The sequence below is a fragment of the Rhodovulum steppense genome, from assembly GCF_004339675.1.
GTDB classification, from domain to species: Bacteria; Pseudomonadota; Alphaproteobacteria; order Rhodobacterales; family Rhodobacteraceae; genus Rhodovulum; species Rhodovulum steppense.
The window spans coordinates 15,227-34,171 of sequence record NZ_SLVM01000010.1; the positions used below are offsets into that span (position 1 = coordinate 15,227).

The 18,945-nt window shown below is 67.6% G+C and carries 17 protein-coding genes and 1 pseudogene; 13 read left to right on the forward strand and 5 right to left on the reverse strand.

Annotated elements, in window-relative coordinates; translation table 11 throughout:
- Positions 1-48 precede the first annotated feature (48 nt).
- Positions 49-381, reverse strand: a complete 333-nt coding sequence (locus EV216_RS08165) for an MmcQ/YjbR family DNA-binding protein (protein ID WP_132694577.1) — start codon at positions 379-381, stop codon at positions 49-51.
- Between the two features lie 108 nt (positions 382-489).
- On the opposite strand from EV216_RS08165, the gene cysS reads away from it, so the two are divergent.
- From cysS to EV216_RS08185, 4 genes are all read left to right on the forward strand, one after another.
- Complete coding sequence (gene cysS / locus EV216_RS08170; RefSeq protein ID WP_132694578.1) at positions 490-1,959, forward strand: cysteine--tRNA ligase; 1,470 nt, start codon at positions 490-492, stop codon at positions 1,957-1,959.
- Between the two features lie 136 nt (positions 1,960-2,095).
- A complete protein-coding gene (gene cimA / locus EV216_RS08175) occupies positions 2,096-3,727 on the forward strand; it encodes a citramalate synthase (protein WP_132694579.1) in 1,632 nt (543 codons plus the stop codon).
- Complete coding sequence (locus EV216_RS08180) at positions 3,727-4,443, forward strand: class I SAM-dependent methyltransferase (RefSeq protein WP_243642019.1); 717 nt, start codon at positions 3,727-3,729, stop codon at positions 4,441-4,443. Before cimA ends, EV216_RS08180 begins: the two co-directional genes overlap by 1 nt.
- Positions 4,440-5,207 carry a squalene/phytoene synthase family protein gene (locus EV216_RS08185; protein ID WP_132694580.1) on the forward strand — a complete coding sequence of 256 codons (768 nt, stop codon included), beginning with the start codon at positions 4,440-4,442 and terminating at the stop codon, positions 5,205-5,207. Before EV216_RS08180 ends, EV216_RS08185 begins: the two co-directional genes overlap by 4 nt.
- A 115-nt stretch (positions 5,208-5,322) precedes the next feature.
- On the opposite strand, the gene EV216_RS08190 is transcribed toward EV216_RS08185, so the two are convergent.
- On the reverse strand, positions 5,323-5,874 hold the full coding sequence (locus EV216_RS08190; RefSeq protein ID WP_165899199.1) for a YceD family protein: 552 nt from the start codon (positions 5,872-5,874) through the stop codon (positions 5,323-5,325).
- 82 nt (positions 5,875-5,956) lie between these two features.
- On the opposite strand from EV216_RS08190, the gene EV216_RS08195 reads away from it, so the two are divergent.
- Positions 5,957-6,421 (forward strand): outer membrane protein assembly factor BamE, encoded by a 465-nt coding sequence (locus EV216_RS08195; protein ID WP_132694581.1) that lies wholly within the window; start codon positions 5,957-5,959, stop codon positions 6,419-6,421.
- A 27-nt stretch (positions 6,422-6,448) separates the two neighbouring features.
- Here the strand turns inward: EV216_RS08195 and msrB are convergent, their stop codons facing one another.
- Positions 6,449-6,844 carry a peptide-methionine (R)-S-oxide reductase MsrB gene (msrB, locus tag EV216_RS08200; protein WP_132694582.1) on the reverse strand — a complete coding sequence of 132 codons (396 nt, stop codon included), beginning with the start codon at positions 6,842-6,844 and terminating at the stop codon, positions 6,449-6,451.
- Between the two features lie 108 nt (positions 6,845-6,952).
- Between msrB and EV216_RS08205 the strand changes: the two genes are divergently transcribed.
- The 3 genes from EV216_RS08205 to EV216_RS08215 all read left to right on the forward strand — a co-directional run bounded on the left by EV216_RS08205 (position 6,953) and on the right by EV216_RS08215 (position 10,739).
- Positions 6,953-7,699: a GNAT family N-acetyltransferase gene (locus EV216_RS08205; RefSeq protein ID WP_132694583.1), complete on the forward strand. Its 747-nt coding sequence runs from the start codon at positions 6,953-6,955 to the stop codon at positions 7,697-7,699.
- A 97-nt stretch (positions 7,700-7,796) separates the two neighbouring features.
- Entirely contained in the window at positions 7,797-10,451 is a 2,655-nt protein-coding gene (gene alaS / locus EV216_RS08210; protein ID WP_132694584.1) for an alanine--tRNA ligase, read from the forward strand.
- A gap of 3 nt (positions 10,452-10,454) precedes the next feature.
- Positions 10,455-10,739 (forward strand): DUF1330 domain-containing protein, encoded by a 285-nt coding sequence (locus EV216_RS08215; RefSeq protein WP_132694585.1) that lies wholly within the window; start codon positions 10,455-10,457, stop codon positions 10,737-10,739.
- A 4-nt stretch (positions 10,740-10,743) separates the two neighbouring features.
- On the opposite strand, the gene EV216_RS18235 is transcribed toward EV216_RS08215, so the two are convergent.
- Positions 10,744-10,905, reverse strand: a complete 162-nt coding sequence (locus tag EV216_RS18235; protein ID WP_165899200.1) for a hypothetical protein — start codon at positions 10,903-10,905, stop codon at positions 10,744-10,746.
- 1,175 nt (positions 10,906-12,080) lie between these two features.
- Here EV216_RS18235 and EV216_RS18665 point away from each other — a divergent pair.
- Positions 12,081-12,242, forward strand: a pseudogene (locus tag EV216_RS18665) (IS3 family transposase); the annotation flags it as partial.
- Between the two features lie 382 nt (positions 12,243-12,624).
- Here the strand turns inward: EV216_RS18665 and EV216_RS08230 are convergent.
- Entirely contained in the window at positions 12,625-13,998 is a 1,374-nt protein-coding gene (locus EV216_RS08230; protein ID WP_132694588.1) for a M20/M25/M40 family metallo-hydrolase, read from the reverse strand.
- A gap of 109 nt (positions 13,999-14,107) precedes the next feature.
- Between EV216_RS08230 and EV216_RS08235 the strand changes: the two genes are divergently transcribed.
- The 4 genes from EV216_RS08235 to ispG all read left to right on the forward strand — a co-directional run bounded on the left by EV216_RS08235 (position 14,108) and on the right by ispG (position 18,924).
- Positions 14,108-14,707: a DUF4189 domain-containing protein gene (locus tag EV216_RS08235; RefSeq protein WP_243642020.1), complete on the forward strand. Its 600-nt coding sequence runs from the start codon at positions 14,108-14,110 to the stop codon at positions 14,705-14,707.
- Positions 14,708-15,165: 458 nt separating this feature from the next.
- Positions 15,166-16,389 carry a 5-aminolevulinate synthase gene (hemA, locus tag EV216_RS08240; RefSeq protein WP_132694589.1) on the forward strand — a complete coding sequence of 408 codons (1,224 nt, stop codon included), beginning with the start codon at positions 15,166-15,168 and terminating at the stop codon, positions 16,387-16,389.
- 116 nt (positions 16,390-16,505) lie between these two features.
- Positions 16,506-17,699, forward strand: coding sequence for a helix-turn-helix domain-containing protein (locus EV216_RS08245; RefSeq protein ID WP_424511177.1), 1,194 nt, complete (start codon positions 16,506-16,508; stop codon positions 17,697-17,699).
- A gap of 88 nt (positions 17,700-17,787) precedes the next feature.
- A complete protein-coding gene (gene ispG / locus EV216_RS08250; RefSeq protein WP_132694591.1) occupies positions 17,788-18,924 on the forward strand; it encodes a flavodoxin-dependent (E)-4-hydroxy-3-methylbut-2-enyl-diphosphate synthase in 1,137 nt (378 codons plus the stop codon).
- The last annotated feature ends 21 nt before the right edge of the window (positions 18,925-18,945 follow it).

An 18,945-nucleotide genomic window follows, 5' to 3' on the forward strand; every position in this document is an offset into this window, starting at 1 on the left:
CGGCGGGGATATTTGGGGCCAGAAGAAGGGGCAAGGGGGCGCGGCGTCTCAGCCGAGGCTGTCGCGCAGGCGTCTGGGCAGGCTGGCGCGGATGGTGGCGTGGCTTTCGGTCAGGCGGTGGGCAAGGTCGGGGTCAGAAGCGGGCAACGCGATCCAGCCGCCGCGCGGCAGATAGGGGGCGCGGGTGGCGCGGCCGGTTTCGATCAGCATTTCGGCAAAGGCGGGATCGGGGCATTTGAGCGAGACGCGGCCCTGACCGAGCGCGAGGATCGCGAAGATCTTGCCGCCGAGTTTCCAGACCTCGGCCTCGGGGCCGAAGGGCTGCTCGCGCGTGGCGCCGGGCAGCGCGTCGCAGAAGGCGATGATCTGATCCTCGGTCATGCGGGCAGGGTGCCCCGTGGCGCGCGGTTGTGCAAGCCGGTCGGCATATTCCCATCGCGGCCCGGATATGCCAGAACCCGGCCCGGGACGCGCGCGAAGGACCACGCCATGACCGAGATCCGCCTATACAACAGCAGGACGCGCCGCAAGGAGACGTTCGAGCCCCTCGACCCCGCGAATGTGCGGATGTATGTCTGCGGGCCCACCGTCTATGACCGCGCGCATCTGGGCAATGCGCGGCCCGTGGTGACCTTTGACGTGCTGTTCCGGCTGTTGCGCCATGTGTATGGCGAGGGCGCGGTGACTTATGTGCGCAATTTCACCGATGTCGATGACAAGATCAACGCCGCCGCGCAGGCGCGGCGCGCGGCGGGCGATCCGCGGTCGCTGGAGGACCTGATCCGCGAGCGGACGGACGAGACCATTGGCTGGTATCACGCCGACATGGATGCGCTGGGAGCGCTGCGGCCCAGCCATGAGCCGCGCGCGACCGAGTGGATCGGGGCGATGATCGCCATGATCGAGGGGCTGATCGCCAAGGGTCATGCCTATGCGGCCGAAGGCCATGTGCTGTTCCGGGTGCGGTCCTATGCGGCCTATGGCGCGCTTTCGGGCCGGTCGGTCGACGACATGATCGCGGGCGCCCGGGTCGAGGTGGCGCCGTTCAAGGAAGACCCGATGGACTTCGTCCTGTGGAAGCCCTCGGATGACGAGTTGCCGGGCTGGGACAGCCCCTGGGGCCGCGGGCGGCCGGGCTGGCACATCGAATGCTCGGCCATGGCGCATGAATTGCTGGGGGCGTCCTTCGACATCCATGGCGGCGGCATCGACCTGCAATTCCCCCACCACGAGAACGAGATCGCCCAAAGCTGCTGCGCCCACCCCGAGGGCGGTTTCGCCCGGGTCTGGATGCACAACGAGATGCTGCAGGTCGAGGGCAAGAAGATGTCCAAGAGCCTTGGCAATTTCTTCACCGTGCGCGACCTGCTGGACGGAAATTGGAGCGGAGGCTGGAAAGTGCCGGGCGAGGTGATCCGCTTCGTGTTCCTGTCCACGCATTACCGCAGCCCGATGGACTGGACGGTGGAGAAGGCTGAAAACGCCAAAGATACCCTGCGGAATTGGTTCCGCTTGTCAGAACCGGAAAATCCCGACGGTTACGGTCTCCACTGCGTATTGCCCCATCTTGCCGATGATCTAAACACGGCCGAGGCGATTGGTGCTCTGCATGCGTTGGCCGCCAATGGTCAAGGTGCGGCTCTCCGCTATGCGCTCAACTTGCTGGGCCTTGATCCTAGTTCCGATTGGTGGCGGGAGGGTCGAGACGAAAGGACGAGCGATGGTCTGAGCATCGGTGTTTCATGGAGTGGCGTCCGGCCTCCTGAACAGATCGAGCTTGCGAGCGCGCTTGCTTTTCAATGGGCAAATCTTCGCAAGCGTAAAGAATATGCTGCGGCCGACGACCTGAGGGCATCTGCTGGCTTTTCGGGCTTGGAACTGCGCGCGACGAAGGAGCGTGACGCTCATGCTGAGATCAAGGACCATTTCGACCCGGCTAAGCTTGAGGCGCTGAAATGATAGCTTCGTCGCAAGCCACTTGCCCCAGCGCCCGGCCCGAGGGGTGGGGGCTGAAAGCGCCCGCCCCTGGGGGGCGGGTCGGGCGCTGTCCGGGCCTGCGGCCCGGACGGAATGATCTTGGAGCGCGGTTTATCCGATGACCCGCGAACGCCTCTACCTCTACGACACGACCCTCCGCGACGGGCAGCAGACGCAGGGGGTGCAGTTCTCGACCGACGAGAAATGCCGGATCGCCCGGACGCTCGACGCCCTCGGCGTCGATTACATCGAGGGCGGCTGGCCCGGCGCGAACCCCACCGACAGCGCCTTTTTCGAGACCGCGCCCAAGACCCGCGCGCGGCTGACCGCCTTCGGCATGACCAAGCGGGCCGGGCGGTCGGCCGAGAACGACGAGGTGCTGGCCACCGTCCTGAACGCGGGCACGCAGAGCGTCTGCCTCGTCGGCAAGACCCACGATTTCCACGTCACCACGGCGCTGGGCATCACGCTGGCGGAGAACGTCGAGAACATCGCCCGCTCCATCGCCCATGTGGTGCGAGAGGGGCGCGAGGCGCTGTTTGACGCGGAACATTTCTTCGACGGCTGGAAGGCCGACCCGGCCTATGCCTTCGACTGCCTCAAGGCCGCGCACGAGGCCGGCGCGCGCTGGATCGTTCTGTGCGACACCAACGGCGGGACGCTGCCTCGTGAGGTGGGCGAGATCACCGCCGAGGTCATCGCCCGCGGCATCCCCGGCACGACCATCGGCATCCATACCCATGACGATACCGGCAACGCGGTGGCGGGCAGCCTGGCCGCCGTGGACGCCGGGGCGCGGCAGGTGCAGGGCACGCTGAACGGGCTGGGCGAACGCTGCGGCAACGCCAACCTGACCACGCTGATCCCCACGTTCCTGCTGAAGGAACCCTATGCCAGCCGGTTCCAGACCGGCGTGACGCGCGAGGCGCTGGCGGGGCTCACCCGCGCCTCGCGGCTTCTGGATGACATCCTCAACCGCGTGCCGCGCAAGGCCGCGGCCTATGTCGGCGCTTCGGCCTTCACCCACAAGGCGGGGCTGCACGCCAGCGCCATCCTCAAGGATCCCACGACCTACGAACACATCGACCCGGCCCTCGTCGGCAATGCCCGCGTGATCCCGATGTCGAACCAGGCGGGGCAGTCGAACCTGCGCAGCCGTCTGGCCGATGCCGGCATCGAGGTTGCCCCCGACGACCCGCGCCTGCCCCTGATCCTCGACGAGATCAAGACGCGCGAGGGGCAGGGCTATTCCTACGACACCGCGCAGGCAAGCTTCGAGATCGCCGCCCGCCGCATCCTGGGGCAACTGCCCACGTTCTTCACGGTGAAACGCTACCGCGTGACGGTGGAACGCCGCCGTCTGCCGCCCGACCGCACGGTGACACTCTCCGAGGCGGTTGTGGTGGTCGACATTGCGGGCGAGCGCAAGCTGTCGGTGTCCGAAAGCCTCGATGCCGAGGGCAACGACCGCGGCCCGGTCAACGCTCTGTCGCGCGCGCTGGCCAAGGACCTCGGGCCCTACCAGTCGATCATCGACGACATGAAGCTGGTCGATTTCAAGGTGCGCATCACAAACGGCGGCACCGAGGCGGTGACCCGCGTCATCATCGACTGCGAGGACGGGCAGGGGCGGCGCTGGGCCACGGTGGGGGTCTCGCCCAATATCGTCGATGCCAGTTTCGAGGCGCTTCTGGATGCGGTCGTGTGGAAACTGGTGCGCGACGGGGCGCCGGTATCGGGGAAAGCCTGATGGACATGGAAGCCTTCTTCACGCTTTACGACGACTTGCCCCGCGGCGGGCCGAGCGACGGTGACAGCCTGGACTGGGCGCTGGCGCTGGCAGGCGTGCCCGCAGATGGCGCGATCTGCGATGCGGGCTGCGGGCCGGGGGCGGATATCGCGGCGCTGCTGGCCCATGTGCCGCGCGGCCGGGTCGAGGCGGTCGAACTGCACCCCCATTATGCCGACCGCGCGGCGGCGCGTTTCGCGGACGAGCCGCGGGTCCGGGTGCGGCAGGGCGACATGGGCGCGCTGACCGGGCCCTTCGATCTGATCTGGTCGGCCGGCGCGCTCTATTTCCTCGGTGTGACCGAGGGGCTGAGCCGCTGGCGCGCCGCGCTGGCCCCGGGCGGCGCGGTGGCGTTTTCCGAAGCCTGCTGGTTCACCGCGACGCCCTCGGCCCGGGCGCGCGCCTTCTGGGATCGGGAATACCCCCAGATCACAGACGCGGCAGGCATTGCGGCGCAGGTCGAGGCGGCGGGATACACGGTCCTTGGTCAGCGCCCCCTGTCCGATGCGGCATGGGAGGGCTATTTCCAGCCGATGGAACGCCAGATCGCCACCCTCAGCCCCGGCGCGTCGGCCGCGCTTGCCGATGTGCTGGCGGCGGCCGAGGATGAGATCGCCACCTGGCGCGCCTGCCGGGCCGAGTACGGTTATCTGCTGACCGTGGCCCGGCCGCGATGAGCCTTGACGCCTGCGCCGAGATCGTCCGGCGGGGCGATCCCGACCGTTTCCTCGCAACGATGACGGCGCCGGTTGCGGCGCGCGAAAGGCTGCTGCCGCTTTACGCCTTCAATGTCGAGGTGGCGCGCGCGCCCTGGTTGACCCAGGAGCCGCTGATTGCCGAAATGCGCCTGCAATGGTGGCGCGACGTGCTGGACGAGATCGCGCGCGGCGGCCCGGTCCGTCGCCACGAGGTCGCGACACCGCTGGCGCAGGTGCTCGATCCCGAGGGCGCAATTCTGCTCGATACTCTCGTGGCCGCGCGCCGCTGGGATTGCACCCGCGCACCCTTTGCCGATCAGGCGGCGTTCGAGGCGCATATCGACGCAGGCTTCGGCACGCTGATGTGGGTCGCGGCGCGGGTTCTGGGCGCCGCAACGGGGGAGCGGGCGCTGCGCGATCTGGCCTTCGCCCAGGGCATCGCCAACTGGCTCGTTGCGGTGCCCGATCTCGAGGTGCGCGGCCGCCTGCCGCTGGTCGATGGCCGCCCCGAAGCCGTCTCAGCCCTGGCCCGCCAGGGCCTTGCCCGGCTTGCCGCCGTCCGCCGCCAGCGCGCCGCGATTCCCCCCGCCGCGACCCCCGCCGCGCTGAGCGCCTGGCGCGCGGGCGCGATCCTCAGCCGCGCCGCGGCCGAGCCTGCAAGGGTGGCCGAGGGCCGACTTGCGACCTCGGAATTCCACCGCCGCGCAGGGTTGCTTATCCGCAGCCTGACCGGACGCTGGTAGCCCCGCATCCACGCCTGCCTCTTCTTCTTGGCCCAAATACCCAAAAGGCCGGGGGCGCAGCCCCCGGCCCCGGTCGCCTCGCGCAAGCGAGGCGAAACCCGCAGGGCGGGTGCCGCTAGTCCGCCCCGTCCTTGTGCCCCTTCAGCCGGGCCAGCGCGGCAAAGGGCCTGGTGTCCTCGTCCCGCATCGCCGCCACCCCCGGCGGGCCAAAGCTGGCCTCGCCGCTCTCGGCCCCCTCGGCACGCGGATAAAGCGGCAGCGCCAGTGCCAGCGCCTCCTCGATCACCGCCAGCAGTTCCAGCCGGTCGGGCAGGGGCTCCTCGCTGTCATCCTCGGGCATCTCGATCTCGCTGCCCGGGGCCGGCGCCGCCATCCCGGCGCGGTAGAGGCGCAGCAGATCGGTCTCGATCCGCGTCGTCACCGGGGCCAGGGTGACCACGCAGGGCTGGACCACGGTCGCGCCCAGTCGCCCCGACAGCCGCCAGTCGCGCCGCCCCTCGGGTGCCAGTTCGCCCTCGAAGCGCAGCTTTCTCAGCCCCAGCAGTCCCAGCCGCGCGGCCATTGCCTCCTGCGCCGTGGCATCGGGCAGCACGCTTAGCGGCAGGGCGGCACGGCCGGACAGTGCGGCAAGCCGGATCGTCATCGGGATGGGCCCGGTATCGGTCATGGCGACGTTCCTTCCTTGAACCCGGGTGGCTCTCTGATGTAAGCGGATTAGGAGGCAAGAGCCCTTGTGACAAGAGGTTGGCATGGCAAGGCCCCGGGCAGGTTCCGCCAGACTGGCGCTCGTCGTCGTTCTATGCGCGTCGATTGCGGGCTGTTCCCCGATCATGCGCAAGAACGGCTACGCCCCCTCCGAGGAGGATCTGTCCGCAATCGTGGTGGGCGTGGATACCCGCGACAGCGTGGCCGAACTGGTCGGCACCCCCTCGGTCAATGGCGTGATGCGCGACGAGGCGTGGTATTACGTCGAGAACACCTGGAAGACGGTCGGCCCCCGCGCGCCCGAGAATATCGAGCGGCAGGTGGTAGCGATCTCCTTTGCCTCGAACGGCACGGTCGAGAATGTCGAGCGCTTCGGTCTGGAACAGGGCCGGGTGATTGCGCTCAATCGGCGGGTGACCGAATCGAACGTCAAGGGCATCACCTTCCTCGGCCAGTTGTTCCGCAACCTGGGCAATTTCCGCGCCGAGGATGCTTTGGGGCCGCGCTAGCGGCCCGGCCCCCGAAGGCAGGGCAGTTCAGCCCCTTTCCTCGAAATCCAGCGCAACCCCGTTGATGCAATAGCGCAGCCCGGTGGGCGCGGGCCCGTCGGGAAAGACATGGCCCAGATGGGCGTCGCAGCGGGCACAATGCACCTCGGTCCGTTTCATGAAGAAGCTGCGATCGGTGGTTTCCCCCACCGCCTCCGGATCCGCGGGGCGGGTGAAACTCGGCCAGCCCGTTCCGCTGTCGAACTTGTCCCCGGCATCGAACAGGAGCGCGCCGCAGCAGATGCAGCGGAAACTGCCCGGTCGTTTCGGGAAATCGTCATGGGTAAAGGGCCGCTCGGTGCCGTGCTTGCGGGTGACCTTGTAGGCAAGGTCCGACAACTCGGCGCGCCACTCCGCATCTGTTCTGGTGATCTTCTGGGTCATCTTGCCTCGTGCGCCCTGTCCTTCAGTTGTCACAAATTCTGTGCTAACGCCGTCGTGATTATAGATAGTCGGGCGCGTCGCGTCCGCCAGTCCGCGGGAGCGGTCACGATGCCGTCACTTCGCAAGGGTCGATATGCCGCCCGCCTCGCCCGGACCCCGGACGAAATCGAGGCCGCCCAGCGTCTGCGCTACCTGACCTTCCGCGCGACGCCCGACGTCCCCGAGGGGCTGGATGCCGATGCCTTCGACGCGCTCTGTCGTCATATGCTGGTCGAGGACGTGCGCAGCGGCACGCTGGTCTGCTGTTTCCGGCTCATGCCGCTCAAGGGCGGGGCCGAGATCGGGCAAAGCTATTCGGCGCAGTATTACGAGTTGTCGGCGCTGGCCGAGTTCGACGGGCCGATGGTCGAGATGGGGCGCTTCTGCATCCATCCCGATTGGCGCGACCCGGACATCCTGCGCGTCGCATGGGGCGCGATGACGCGCTTTGTCGACGAAACCGGCGTCGAGATGCTGTTCGGCTGTTCGTCCTTCAAGGGCACCGAGGCCGAAACCTACATGGATGCCTTCGCCTTGCTCAAGGAGCGCCATCTTGCGCCCAAGCGCTGGCTACCGCGGGTCAAGGCGCCGAACGTGTTCCGGTTCGCGCAGATGCTGGGACTGGTGAAGCCGGACGCAAAACGCGCCATGCTGGGCATGCCGCCGCTTCTGCGCAGCTATCTGGTGATGGGCGGCTGGGTCAGCGATCATGCGGTGGTCGATCGCGACCTGAACACGCTGCATGTCTTTACCGGGCTCGAGATCCGCGCGATCCCGCCTGCCCGCAAGCGGCTGCTGCGCGCCACCGCGGGCTGAGGGGCAGGCGGGCGCAGCGCCGCCTTGGCCATGGACAGCCCCCGCGCGCGGCGATACATCGGATCGGAAATTCCGAAGACCCCGAGGCGCGACCGACATGCCCAGCCTGAACGACATCCGTTCGACCTTTCTGAGCTATTTCCAGAAGAACGGCCACGAGGTGGTCGACAGCTCGCCCCTTGTGCCGCGCAACGACCCCACGCTGATGTTCACCAACTCGGGGATGGTGCAGTTCAAGAACCTGTTCACCGGGGTCGAGAAGCGCGACTACACCCGTGCCACCACCTCGCAGAAATGCGTCCGCGCGGGCGGCAAGCACAACGATCTGGACAATGTCGGCTATACCGCCCGGCATCATACCTTCTTCGAGATGCTGGGGAATTTCAGCTTCGGCGACTATTTCAAGGAAAACGCGATCCCCTATGCCTGGGAGCTGCTGACCCGCGATTTCGACATTCCAAAGGATCGTCTGCTGGTCACCGTCTATCACACCGATGACGAGGCCGCCGCGATCTGGAAGAAGGTCGCGGGCCTGCCCGACGAGCGGATCATCCGCATCCCCACCAACGACAATTTCTGGATGATGGGCCCCACCGGCCCCTGCGGCCCTTGCACGGAGATCTTCTTCGACCATGGCCCCTCGATCTGGGGCGGCCCGCCGGGCAGCAAGGACGAGGATGGCGACCGCTTCATCGAGATCTGGAACCTCGTCTTCATGCAGAACGAGCAGTTCGAGGATGGCAGCATGCGCGCCCTCGACATGCAGTCGATCGACACCGGCATGGGGCTGGAGCGGATCGGCGCGCTGTTGCAGGGCAAGCACGACAATTACGACACCGACCTGATGCGCGCGCTGATCGAGGCATCGGCACATGCGACCTCGTCCGAGCCGGACGGGCCGGGCAATGTCCACCATCGGGTGATCGCGGACCACCTGCGCTCGACCTCCTTCCTGATCGCGGACGGGGTGATGCCCGGCAATGACGGGCGCGGCTATGTGCTGCGCCGGATCATGCGCCGCGCGATGCGGCACGCGCATCTGCTGGGCGCGCAGGATCCGGTGATGCACCGGCTGGTGGGGGCGCTGGTGACCCAGATGGGCGCGGCCTATCCCGAACTGCGCCGCGCGCAGGCGCTGATCGAGGAGACGCTGAAGCTGGAGGAAACCCGCTTCAAGCAGACGCTCGACCGCGGCCTTCGCCTGCTGGACGACGAACTTGGCCGCCTGCCCGAGGGCGCGGCACTGCCCGGCGAGGCGGCGTTCAGGCTTTATGACACCTATGGCTTCCCGCTCGATCTGACGCAGGACGCGCTGCGCGAGATGGGGCGCGGGGTCGATGTGGCGGGCTTCGACGCGGCCATGGCCGAGCAGAAGGCCAAGGCGCGCGCCAGCTGGGCCGGTTCGGGCGAGGCGAAGGAGGCGACCATCTGGTACGAGATCGCCGAGCGCGTCGCCCCGACCGAATTCCTGGGCTACGATACCGAGGTGGCCGAAGGGCAGGTGCTGGCGCTGGTCGTGGAGGGCGCCGAGGTGGCCTCGCTTTCCGAAGGCGCGACCGGCTGGATGGTGGTCAACCAGACCCCGTTCTATGCCGAATCCGGCGGGCAGGTGGGCGATAGCGGCACATGGCTGAAACCCGATGCCTCGGGCGTGATCCATGACACCCAGAAGATGCCCGGCGGGCTGTTCGCCCACAAGGTGACGCCCGCCAAGGGGGGGCTGTCGGTCGGCGACCCGCTGGAACTGCGCGTCGATCACGCCCGCCGTTCGGCGATCCGGGCCAATCACTCGGCCACGCACCTGCTGCACGAGGCGCTGCGCCAGACGCTTGGCGAGCATGTCGCGCAAAAGGGCTCGCTGAACGCGCCCGACCGGCTGCGCTTCGACTTCTCGCATTCCAAGGCCATGAGCCGCGAGGAACTGGCCGCCGTCGAGAGCGAGGTCAACGCCTTCATCCGCCAGAATTCGCCGGTCGAAACCCGCATCATGACACCGGACGACGCCCGCGCCATCGGCGCGCAGGCGCTGTTCGGCGAGAAATACGGCGACGAGGTGCGCGTGGTCTCGATGGGCCGCGCGCCCACCGGCAAGGGGCAGGACGGCAACACCTGGTCGCTGGAGCTGTGCGGCGGCACCCATGTCGAACGCACCGGCGATATCGGGCTGTGCGTGGTGCTGGGCGACAGCGCCTCCTCGGCCGGTGTGCGCCGGATCGAGGCGCTGACCGGGCAGGGCGCGCTCGAGCATCTGATCGCCCAGCAGGCCCGCCTGTCCGAGGTGGCCGAGATCCTGCGCGCCCAGCCCGCCGAACTGGCCGCCCGCGTCAAGGCGCTGGTGGACGAGCGCCGCGCGCTGGAAAACGAGGTGGCGACCCTGCGTCGTGAACTGGCGCTGGCCGGTCCCGCTGCGGCGCCCGAGGCGCGTCAGGTGGGCGGCGTGCCCTTCCTCGCCCAGGTGCTGACGGGTGTCTCGGGCAAGGACCTGCCGCCGCTGATCGACGAGCACAAGGCCCGGCTCGGCTCGGGCGCGATCCTCCTGATCGCCGAGGCGGAGGGCAAGGCGGCGGTCGCCGCGGGCGTGACGGGCGACCTGACCGCGCGCGTCTCGGCCGTCGATCTGGTCAAGGCGGCGGTTGCCGAACTGGGCGGCAAGGGCGGCGGCGGGCGGCCCGACATGGCCCAGGGCGGCGCGCGCGACATCGCCAATGCCGAGGCCGCGATCCGCGCCGCCGAAACCCTGCTGGAGGGCTGAGGGATGCCTGCGCTCTGGATCGCCAATGTCCGCGTCACCGACGAAGCCGCCTACGAACGGTACGCCGCCCTCGCGACCGAGGCCATCGCCGAACATGGCGGGGTATTCCTGGCGCGCGGCGGCCGCTACGTCCAGCTCGAGGGCCGGGACCGTCCGCGCAATGTCGTGGCGCGCTTTCCCAGCCTCGAAGCGGCAGAAGCCTGCTACAACTCCCCGAAATACCAGCAGGCGCTGGACCACGCCCGCGGCGCCTCGGAGCGTGATCTGGTGATCGTCGAGGAAGTCTGACCCCTCACCGGGAGGGCAGCGACAGATCGACCCGGCCCGCTACGATCTCGGCGACGAAATCGCAGCCATTGCCCGGGCTGTCGAAATGCCGCCAGACCCGCGCGGCATAGTCCGCCGAGATGCGGGCCGACCGCGGCCAGCAGCGTCTCGGGGTGGATGGGATCAAGGCTTTGCAACTGCATGGCATGGGCGATGTATTCGTCATTGGCGAAGGACTGCGTGCCGGGCGTTCCGACCGCGTCGTAAAGAGCATGCGTCAGTTCATGCACGATCAGGCTGTCGAACCGGGTGGCCGCCGGGATGGTCCGAAACGGCCCGTCCAGCCCGAGGCCCGGATCGGCGAGGTTCCCGGGCTCCATCAGCTCGGATCCGGTCCTGCCCGCAATGATACCTGCCCGGGCAGGGCAGACCGACGAACAGGATTTCGGCGCCGATCGCGATGTGAACGGGCCTGTCCAGCGGCAGGTGACAGGCGGCAAGCACCGGCAGGGCGGCCATCGCTACGTCGCAGACATGCTCCGCCAGTTCCGGGTCCGTGGCATCGACGCTCAGAAGGAGGATATCACAGGCCAGGATATCGGCCGCCGCCAGCGCCGGAACCAGGAGCAGGCAAGCCGGTAACGCCCCGAGCATTTGCCATTTCCAAGGATCTTCCCCGGAAAGGCTAGCATGACCGGCCCACCCCGTCGAAGGGTTTTGCCCCGCCCCTGGTCTTCTTCCTGGTCCAAATACCCACGAGCCGAAGGCGCCCGGCCCTGGAAGGGGTTGGCCTTCAGCCCGCCGAGCGGGACTGGCGCTTGCATTCATACGGATCGAGAGCCCATCGAACGGCGAGCAGGTGGGCGTCGTGAGCCGCCCCGGCTTTGCCATAGCGCGAAACGCTCGAAGGATAAGCCCCATGACAGGGCAGGGAGCCATGCCCGCCTGGACGACCGAACCACGCGAACGCGGCGGTCTGCTGTTTAGACAGAACCGCACCGGTTGCGCCGAAGCCTGGCTGTCCGTCCGACGGCCTGCGTGTCCGGTGCCGACAGGCTCAGCGTAATGCCAGCCGGACGAAGGCCGAGAAGGACCGTATGAGGCAACAGGAGCGCGAGGTCCGGGAATTGCGCACCGCCAAACGGGATCCTGAAGAAGGGTGAGCCGATGGATCGCCAACGGTCCGAGAGACATTGCGAAGGCATGTTCCGTATCATCTTCGCGCGCCTTTCCCCGGTGCAATCAGCGGCCAGAACTGCCGCCGACCCACGCGCCACGCCCGGCCTTTCGGGCGAACAGATCGGCGCGCGTCCGGAACTTGTCGAATATCTGTGTCTTCGTCCGATCCCAACCTCCGTATACTTGCTGTTGCGACGACCAGTTGAGGCTGGCCAGAATCTGTCAATCCGATACACCGGGCTTTCTGCCGAGGCCGGTGTTGACACGTCGGTCGGAATTGTCGGAGATTCCCGTGAGAACGCCCTCGCCGAAAGCATCATCGGCCAGGCAAAGGCCGAGATGATTCAGTTTCTCGGGTCCCGGAAGTCCGTCGGCTAGGCCGAATAAGGAACCGGAAAAAGGGTCTGTGGTAGTGACGGCACGCGCGGGACGGTGTTCGGTCCGAACGGCTGCCCCTCGCGAAAAGGTCCACCGGGCAGGCCGGTCCCGATCCCGGGGGGCGGAGGTCCGGGTCCGCTCATGCGTCCGGGTCATTCTGCCAAGGTCACGAGATGAATCCTCCACGACGCCTCCACGGCTATGGAACCGCGGGCCAATCCGGTCCCGAACCGTTTTCGCGAGCAAGGAACGCCTCCCGCCCTCCGTTGGCGGCTTGCGCCGCCGCCTGCGGTTGGGCCCGGCGCCGCGCCAGAGGCGCGGCGCGCTCGCGCCCGGTCCGGGTGGCGCGTCAGGCGGCCAGCGCGGCGAGGATGCGCGCCCAACTGCGGATGCCCTTGTGAAAGCTTGCGACATCGTATTTCTCGTTCGGCGAGTGGATCGCGTCGTCGGCATGGGCAAAGCCGATCAGCATCGAATCCATCCCGAGGATCTCCTTGAAATGGCCCGCCACCGGGATCGACCCGCCCGAGCCGATGAAGGCGGCCGGGTTCGGCCATTCCGCGGACAGCGCGGTGCGGGCCTTTTCGAAGGCGGGATCGGCGATCGACATCTGCGCCGCGGGCGAGGCGCCATGGCCGTGGAACTCGACCGTGCAGTCGGGCGGCAGCATGGCGCGCGCCATGGCGCGGAACGACTCGCGGATTGCCAGCGGGTCCTGGTGGCCGACAAGGCGGAAGCTGATCTTGGCGGAGGCCCTGGCGGGCAGCACCGTCTTGAACCCCGCCCCGGCATAGCCGCCCGATATGCCGTTCACCTCGCAGGTCGGGCGCGACCAGATCATTTCCAGCGGCGTGCGCCCCTTTTCGCCGGCGGGATGGGACAGTCCCACCTCGCCCAGGAACGCGCCCGCGTCGAAGCCGAGGCCCTGCCATTGCCGGGCGAGTTCTTCGGGCAGTTCCGGCACCCCGTCATAGAAGCCGGGCACCGTCACCCGCCCGTCCGCGTCATGCAGCGCGGCGATGATGCGCGCCAGCACCCGGATCGGGTTCATCGCCGCCCCGCCATACATGCCCGAATGCAGATCCTTCGCGGGACCCGTGATCGTGACCTCCTCGCCGACCAGCCCGCGCAGCATGGTCACGATGCCGGGCGTGCCTTCGGCGAAAAGCCCGGTATCGCAGATCAGCGCGATATCGGCCTTCAGCGCATCGGCATTCTGTTCGAGGAACGGCACCAGCGAGGGCGAGCCCGATTCCTCCTCGCCCTCGAAGAACATCGTGATGCGCGCGGGCAGGCTGCCGTGAACGGCCTTCCAGGCCCGGCAGGCCTCGACAAAGGTCATCAGCTGGCCCTTGTCGTCGGAAGCGCCGCGCCCGCGGATCGCCCGGCCGCGCGGGGTTTCCTCGATCGCGGGCTCGAACGGATTGCGGTGCCACAATTCCAGCGGATCGACGGGCTGGACATCGTAATGGCCATAGAACAGCAGATGCGGCCCCGTTTCGCCCCCCGTGCCCAGCACCATCGGATGGCCGGGCGTGGGGCAGGGCCGGGCGTCGAAGCCGATGGCGCGCAGATCCTCGGCCAGCCAGTCGGCGGCGGCGGCGCAATCGGCGGCATGGGCCGGGTCGGTCGAGATCGAGGGGATGTGCATCAGCGCCATCAGCCGGTCCAGCGCATGCGGCAGGTCGGCATCGATTCGGGACAGCACGGCGTCGAGGGTCATGGGGGGCTCCGGGTTCGCAGGGTCGGGCGGAGCCTAACAGCGGTGCGGGCGCTGTCCAGAGGGCTGGCCGCGCCCGGCGCGGCGCGCTAGGCTGCGCCCCGGATGGTCGATGGGCCTGGGATCGGAGGCGAGGATGCGGGCGGTCTGTCTGGGTGTGGCTGCGGTGCTTGTCGCCGGTGCAGGCGCGGCCGAGCCGCTGGACGGCAAGGCGGCACGCGCCCAGCTTTTCGACCCGTCCGGGGTCGAGGTGACGGTGATCGCGCAGGACTTCCTGACGGCGCGGGACCGGACCGCGCTGGAATTCGCCGGGGCACAGCAGAACTATTACGGCGCCATCGCGGCAGCCCCGGGCGAGGGGCTCCTGTCAGAGGCAACCGTGGCAGCCGCGAACTACCACGATGTCGATTCCGCCCGCGCCGCGGCGCTGAAAAGTTGCGATTCGGCCCGCAAGGGCGGCCCGCGTTGCGTCATTGTCGCCGAGATCCGCCCGATCGGCTGGGCGCCCCGGCAGCTCAGCCTCAGTGCCGATGCCAGCGAAGGGCTGCGCAAGACCTACCGCCCGGCGCGCGGAGCCAAGGCGCTGGCGATCTCGCCCGCGACGGGCATCTGGGCCGTTGCCACTGGCCCCGAGGCCGGTCGCGAGGCGGTGGCAAGCTGCGCCCGACAATCGGGACGCGACGATTGCCGCGTCGTCGTGGCGGACCGCTGATGCCCTCTGTCCAGTTCAATTGACAGCAATCATGTCAGTTCTACTTGACAGAGGTCAAAGTCTGGCGATGCTGGTTGCCATTAACTGGAGGGAGATGTGGAGCGCGCGACCCACCCCACCTGTGGAATCGCGCTGTATCTCCGACGCCGCGCTGCCCCGCAGTTCAGGGGGTTTCGATCGGAATGCGTGGCGGGCGGAATGCGGCGATCGACTGCTGACGACGGGTGAAATCTGCGGCAACACGGTTAGACAGACGGCGTTTTTCGGCTAAGAGGAACGCATAGGGAAAGAGGAGCGGCGCCGCCGCGTGTCCCGCCAGGATACGTCAGGAGCCACGAGGGGGGTGCCGCAAGGCGCCCGGCAAATAAAACGGAGGACCCGGACGGCCCCTGCGCCGCAGGGAGCGATCGCCGGTCAGCCAGAGGCCCTTGGGGGTCCGAAAACGAAGGAGAGACCCGGTGGACTATACCGCAGCATTGGATACGGCCATCAACCGGCTTCACGACGAGGGGCGCTACCGCACCTTCATCGACATCGAGCGCCGGAATGGCCAGTTCCCCAACGCCGTATGGAGCCGTCCCGATGGCGGCCAGCAAGATATCGTGGTCTGGTGCGGCAACGACTATCTGGGCATGGGCCAGCACCCGGTCGTGCTGGACGCGATGCAGGACGCGCTGAACGCCACCGGCGCCGGGTCGGGCGGCACGCGCAACATCTCGGGGACCACGGTCTATCACAAGGCACTCGAGGCCGAACTGGCCGACCTGCACCAGAAAGAGGCCGCACTGGTCTTCACCTCGGCCTACAATGCGAATGATGCGACGCTCTCGACGCTGCCGGTCCTGTTTCCCAACCTCGTGATCGTCTCGGACGAACTGAACCACGCCTCGATGATCCAGGGCATCCGGCGCGGGCGTTGCGAAAAGCACATCTTCCGCCACAACGATGTCGCGCATCTGCGTGAAATCCTCGAAAAGATCGAGAAGGGGCGGCCGATCCTGATCGCCTTTGAATCCGTCTATTCGATGGATGGCGATTTCGGCCCGATCAAGGAAATCTGCGACCTCGCCGACGAGTTCGATGCACTGACCTATATCGACGAGGTTCACGCCGTCGGCATGTATGGTCCCCGCGGCGCCGGCGTGGCCGAGCGCGACAACCTCATGCACCGGATCGACATCATCAACGGCACGCTGGCCAAGGCCTATGGCGTGTTCGGCGGCTATATCGCGGCTTCGGCCAAGATGTGCGACGCGGTGCGGTCCTACGCGCCGGGCTTCATCTTCTCGACCTCGCTGCCGCCTGCCGTGGCGGCTGGCGCTGCGGCCTCGGTGCGGTTCCTCAAGGGCGATACGCGGCTGCGCGAAAAGCACCAAGACCGCGCCCGCGTGCTCAAGGCCCGCTTCAAGGGGCTGGGGATGCCGGTCATCGACCATGGCAGCCATATCGTGCCGGTGATCGTCGGCGACCCGGTCCACACCAAGCTGATCTCGGACAAGCTGCTGGAACTTTACGGCATCTATGTCCAGCCGATCAACTTCCCCACCGTGCCCCGCGGCACCGAGCGGCTGCGCTTCACGCCCTCTCCGGTGCACACGCAGGAGCAGATGGACCTACTGGTCCGCGCGATGGACGAATACTGGTCGCATTGTGCGCTGAATCGCGCCGAGCTTACTGCCTGATCACGTTCTGCGGGTGCAGTTATCCCGCGCTTGTGATAGGTTGCGAGTAGTTCAGCGGCGATTCCCAAGGGATCGTCGCTGTCTTCGAGGCAACAAAAGGCAGGCACGGGGCGGTTTTGATGATCAGGCGCAAGCAGCCGCGCGCTGCGGCTGAGGGCTCTCGGGACATACCCAAAGGTTTTGACGCCTATGAGTTGCGTCTGGGAGATGTCATGCGCGGCGAGCGTGCAACGCTGGGCAAGTCGCTCCTGGATGTCCAGCGCGAGCTTAAGATTCGCGCCACCTATATCGCCGCCATCGAGAACGCCGATCCCACCGCCTTCGAGACCCCCGGCTTCATCGCGGGTTATGTCCGGTCCTATGCCCGCTATCTGGGGCTGGACCCGGAATGGGCCTATCGGCGGTTCTGCGACGAGGGAAATTTCGCCACCGTTCACGGGATGAGCCCGGCCGCCACCACACCGAAACCCGCGCAGCGGCGCAAACCTTCGGAAGTGCGCGATCCGCTGGCCGATCCCAACGCCATCTTCGTGCCCCGCGGCGAGGCATTCCTGGCGCGGATCGAGCCCGGCGCAATCGGCTCGCTTGCCGTGCTCGTGGCGCTGATGGCGGTGCTGGGCTATGGCGGCTGGACGGTGCTGCAGCAGATCCAGCAGGTCAAGCTCGCCCCGCTCGATCACCAGCCCGGGCTGGTGGCCGATGTGGCCCCGCTCGGAACCACCGACGGGGTTCTTCTGGCCGAGGCGCCGGTGACCCCGCCCACGACCGAAGCCATGGACCGGCTCTACCGCCCGCAGGTGCTGGACCGTCCCGTCCTCGTGCCACGCGACGGGCCCATCGCCACGCTCGATCCGGGCGAGATCGGTGTCCTGGTCGCCGAGGCGCCCGCCCAACGGCGTGTCGTGGACGCCGTTGCCTTGGCAGAGTCTGCGGTCTCCCCAGGGCAGGTGCAGGTCGTGGCCGAGTCGCAATTGCCCGAACTGGCGATCATCGCGGTCCGGCCCGCCTGGGTCCGGGTGTCCGCGGCGGACGGATCGGTCCTTCTGGAAAAGATCCTCGATGCGGGCGAGCGCTATGTGCTGCCCGACACCGACCAGCCGGCGCGGCTGCGGGCGGGCAATTCGGGCGCTGTCTATTTCGCGGTGAACGGCCAGACCTACGGCCCGGCCGCGCCCGGCGCGCAGGTCGCGCGCAATGTCGAACTGTCGGCCGAGGCGCTGACCGAACGGTTCCAGATCGCCAATGTGGCCGCCGATCCGGACCTTGCGGTTGCGCTGGCGATGAACGGGGACGGCGCCGGAACGGAATGACGCCAGCGCGACAGGGCGCACGTTGCGGCGACTCGGCCAATCCTTTATCCATGGGGCGAAATCAGTCTCCGCCGGACAGGATAACCCGATGTCGCTGCATGCCGTGCGCCCCTGGCGCCATATCGAACGCCGCAAGTCCCGCCAGATCCATGTGGGCCCCGTTGCCGTAGGGGGCGACGCGCCGATCTCGGTTCAGACCATGACCAACACGGTCACCACCGACATCCGCGGCACGATCGAGCAGGTCCAGCGCGCGGCCGAGGCGGGCGCGGACATCGTGCGCATCTCGATCCCCGACGAGGCGTCGTCCAGGGCGCTGAAGGAGATCGTCGCCGAAAGCCCGGTGCCGATCGTGGCCGACATCCATTTCCACTACAAGCGCGGCATCGAGGCGGCCGAGGCGGGCGCGGCCTGCCTGCGGATCAACCCGGGCAATATCGGCGACGAGAAACGCGTGCGCGAGGTCATCGCGGCCGCCCGCGATCACGGCTGTTCGATGCGGATCGGGGTGAATGCGGGCTCGCTGGAAAAGCACCTTCTCGACAAGTATGGCGAGCCTTGCCCCGAGGCGATGGTCGAAAGCGCGCTCGACCATATCCGCATCCTCGAGGACAATGATTTCTTCGAGTTCAAGATTTCCGTGAAGGCGTCTGACGTCTTCCTTGCCGCCGCCGCCTATCAGGGCATCGCCGAGGCGACGGATGCGCCGATCCACCTGGGCATCACCGAGGCGGGCGGATTCGTGTCGGGCACGATCAAGTCGGCCGTCGGGCTGGGCAACCTGCTGTGGTCGGGGATCGGCGACACGATCCGCGTCTCGCTTTCGGCCGACCCGGTCGAGGAGGTCAAGGTCGGCTTCGAGATCCTGAAATCGCTGGGCCTGCGCCATCGCGGCGTCAACATCATCTCCTGCCCCAGTTGTGCAAGGCAGGGTTTCGACGTGATCTCGACGGTTGCCGAACTGGAGAAGCGGCTTGAGCATATCAAGACGCCGATGAGCCTGTCGATCATCGGCTGCGTGGTGAACGGCCCGGGCGAGGCGCTGATGACCGATGTGGGCTTTACCGGCGGCGGGGCCGGGCATGGCATGGTCTATCTTGCCGGCAAGCAGGACCACCGCATTGCCAACGAGGAAATGATCGAGCGCATTGTCGCCGAGGTCGAGAAGAAGGCCGCCGAGATCGACGCCGCGCGCGCGGCGTCAGAGGCCGAGGCGGCAGAGTAAGGCGCGCCACCCGCCACGGGG

What these genes read in the sequence shown, in the direction of transcription:
- EV216_RS08230 (WP_132694588.1), bottom strand. Translation starts at nt 13,998, where the DNA reads ATGACCCTCGACGCCGTGCTGTCCCGAATCGATGCCGACCTGCCGCAT.
- EV216_RS08190 (WP_165899199.1), bottom strand. Translation starts at nt 5,874, where the DNA reads ATGACCGATACCGGGCCCATCCCGATGACGATCCGGCTTGCCGCACTG.
- EV216_RS08215 (WP_132694585.1), top strand. Translation starts at nt 10,455, where the DNA reads ATGCCTGCGCTCTGGATCGCCAATGTCCGCGTCACCGACGAAGCCGCC.
- EV216_RS08235 (WP_243642020.1), top strand. Translation starts at nt 14,108, where the DNA reads ATGGGCCTGGGATCGGAGGCGAGGATGCGGGCGGTCTGTCTGGGTGTG.
- EV216_RS08195 (WP_132694581.1), top strand. Translation starts at nt 5,957, where the DNA reads ATGGCAAGGCCCCGGGCAGGTTCCGCCAGACTGGCGCTCGTCGTCGTT.
- cysS (WP_132694578.1), top strand. Translation starts at nt 490, where the DNA reads ATGACCGAGATCCGCCTATACAACAGCAGGACGCGCCGCAAGGAGACG.
- msrB (WP_132694582.1), bottom strand. Translation starts at nt 6,844, where the DNA reads ATGACCCAGAAGATCACCAGAACAGATGCGGAGTGGCGCGCCGAGTTG.
- ispG (WP_132694591.1), top strand. Translation starts at nt 17,788, where the DNA reads ATGTCGCTGCATGCCGTGCGCCCCTGGCGCCATATCGAACGCCGCAAG.
- cimA (WP_132694579.1), top strand. Translation starts at nt 2,096, where the DNA reads ATGACCCGCGAACGCCTCTACCTCTACGACACGACCCTCCGCGACGGG.
- EV216_RS08165 (WP_132694577.1), bottom strand. Translation starts at nt 381, where the DNA reads ATGACCGAGGATCAGATCATCGCCTTCTGCGACGCGCTGCCCGGCGCC.
- alaS (WP_132694584.1), top strand. Translation starts at nt 7,797, where the DNA reads ATGCCCAGCCTGAACGACATCCGTTCGACCTTTCTGAGCTATTTCCAG.
- EV216_RS08180 (WP_243642019.1), top strand. Translation starts at nt 3,727, where the DNA reads ATGGACATGGAAGCCTTCTTCACGCTTTACGACGACTTGCCCCGCGGC.
- EV216_RS08185 (WP_132694580.1), top strand. Translation starts at nt 4,440, where the DNA reads ATGAGCCTTGACGCCTGCGCCGAGATCGTCCGGCGGGGCGATCCCGAC.
- EV216_RS08205 (WP_132694583.1), top strand. Translation starts at nt 6,953, where the DNA reads ATGCCGTCACTTCGCAAGGGTCGATATGCCGCCCGCCTCGCCCGGACC.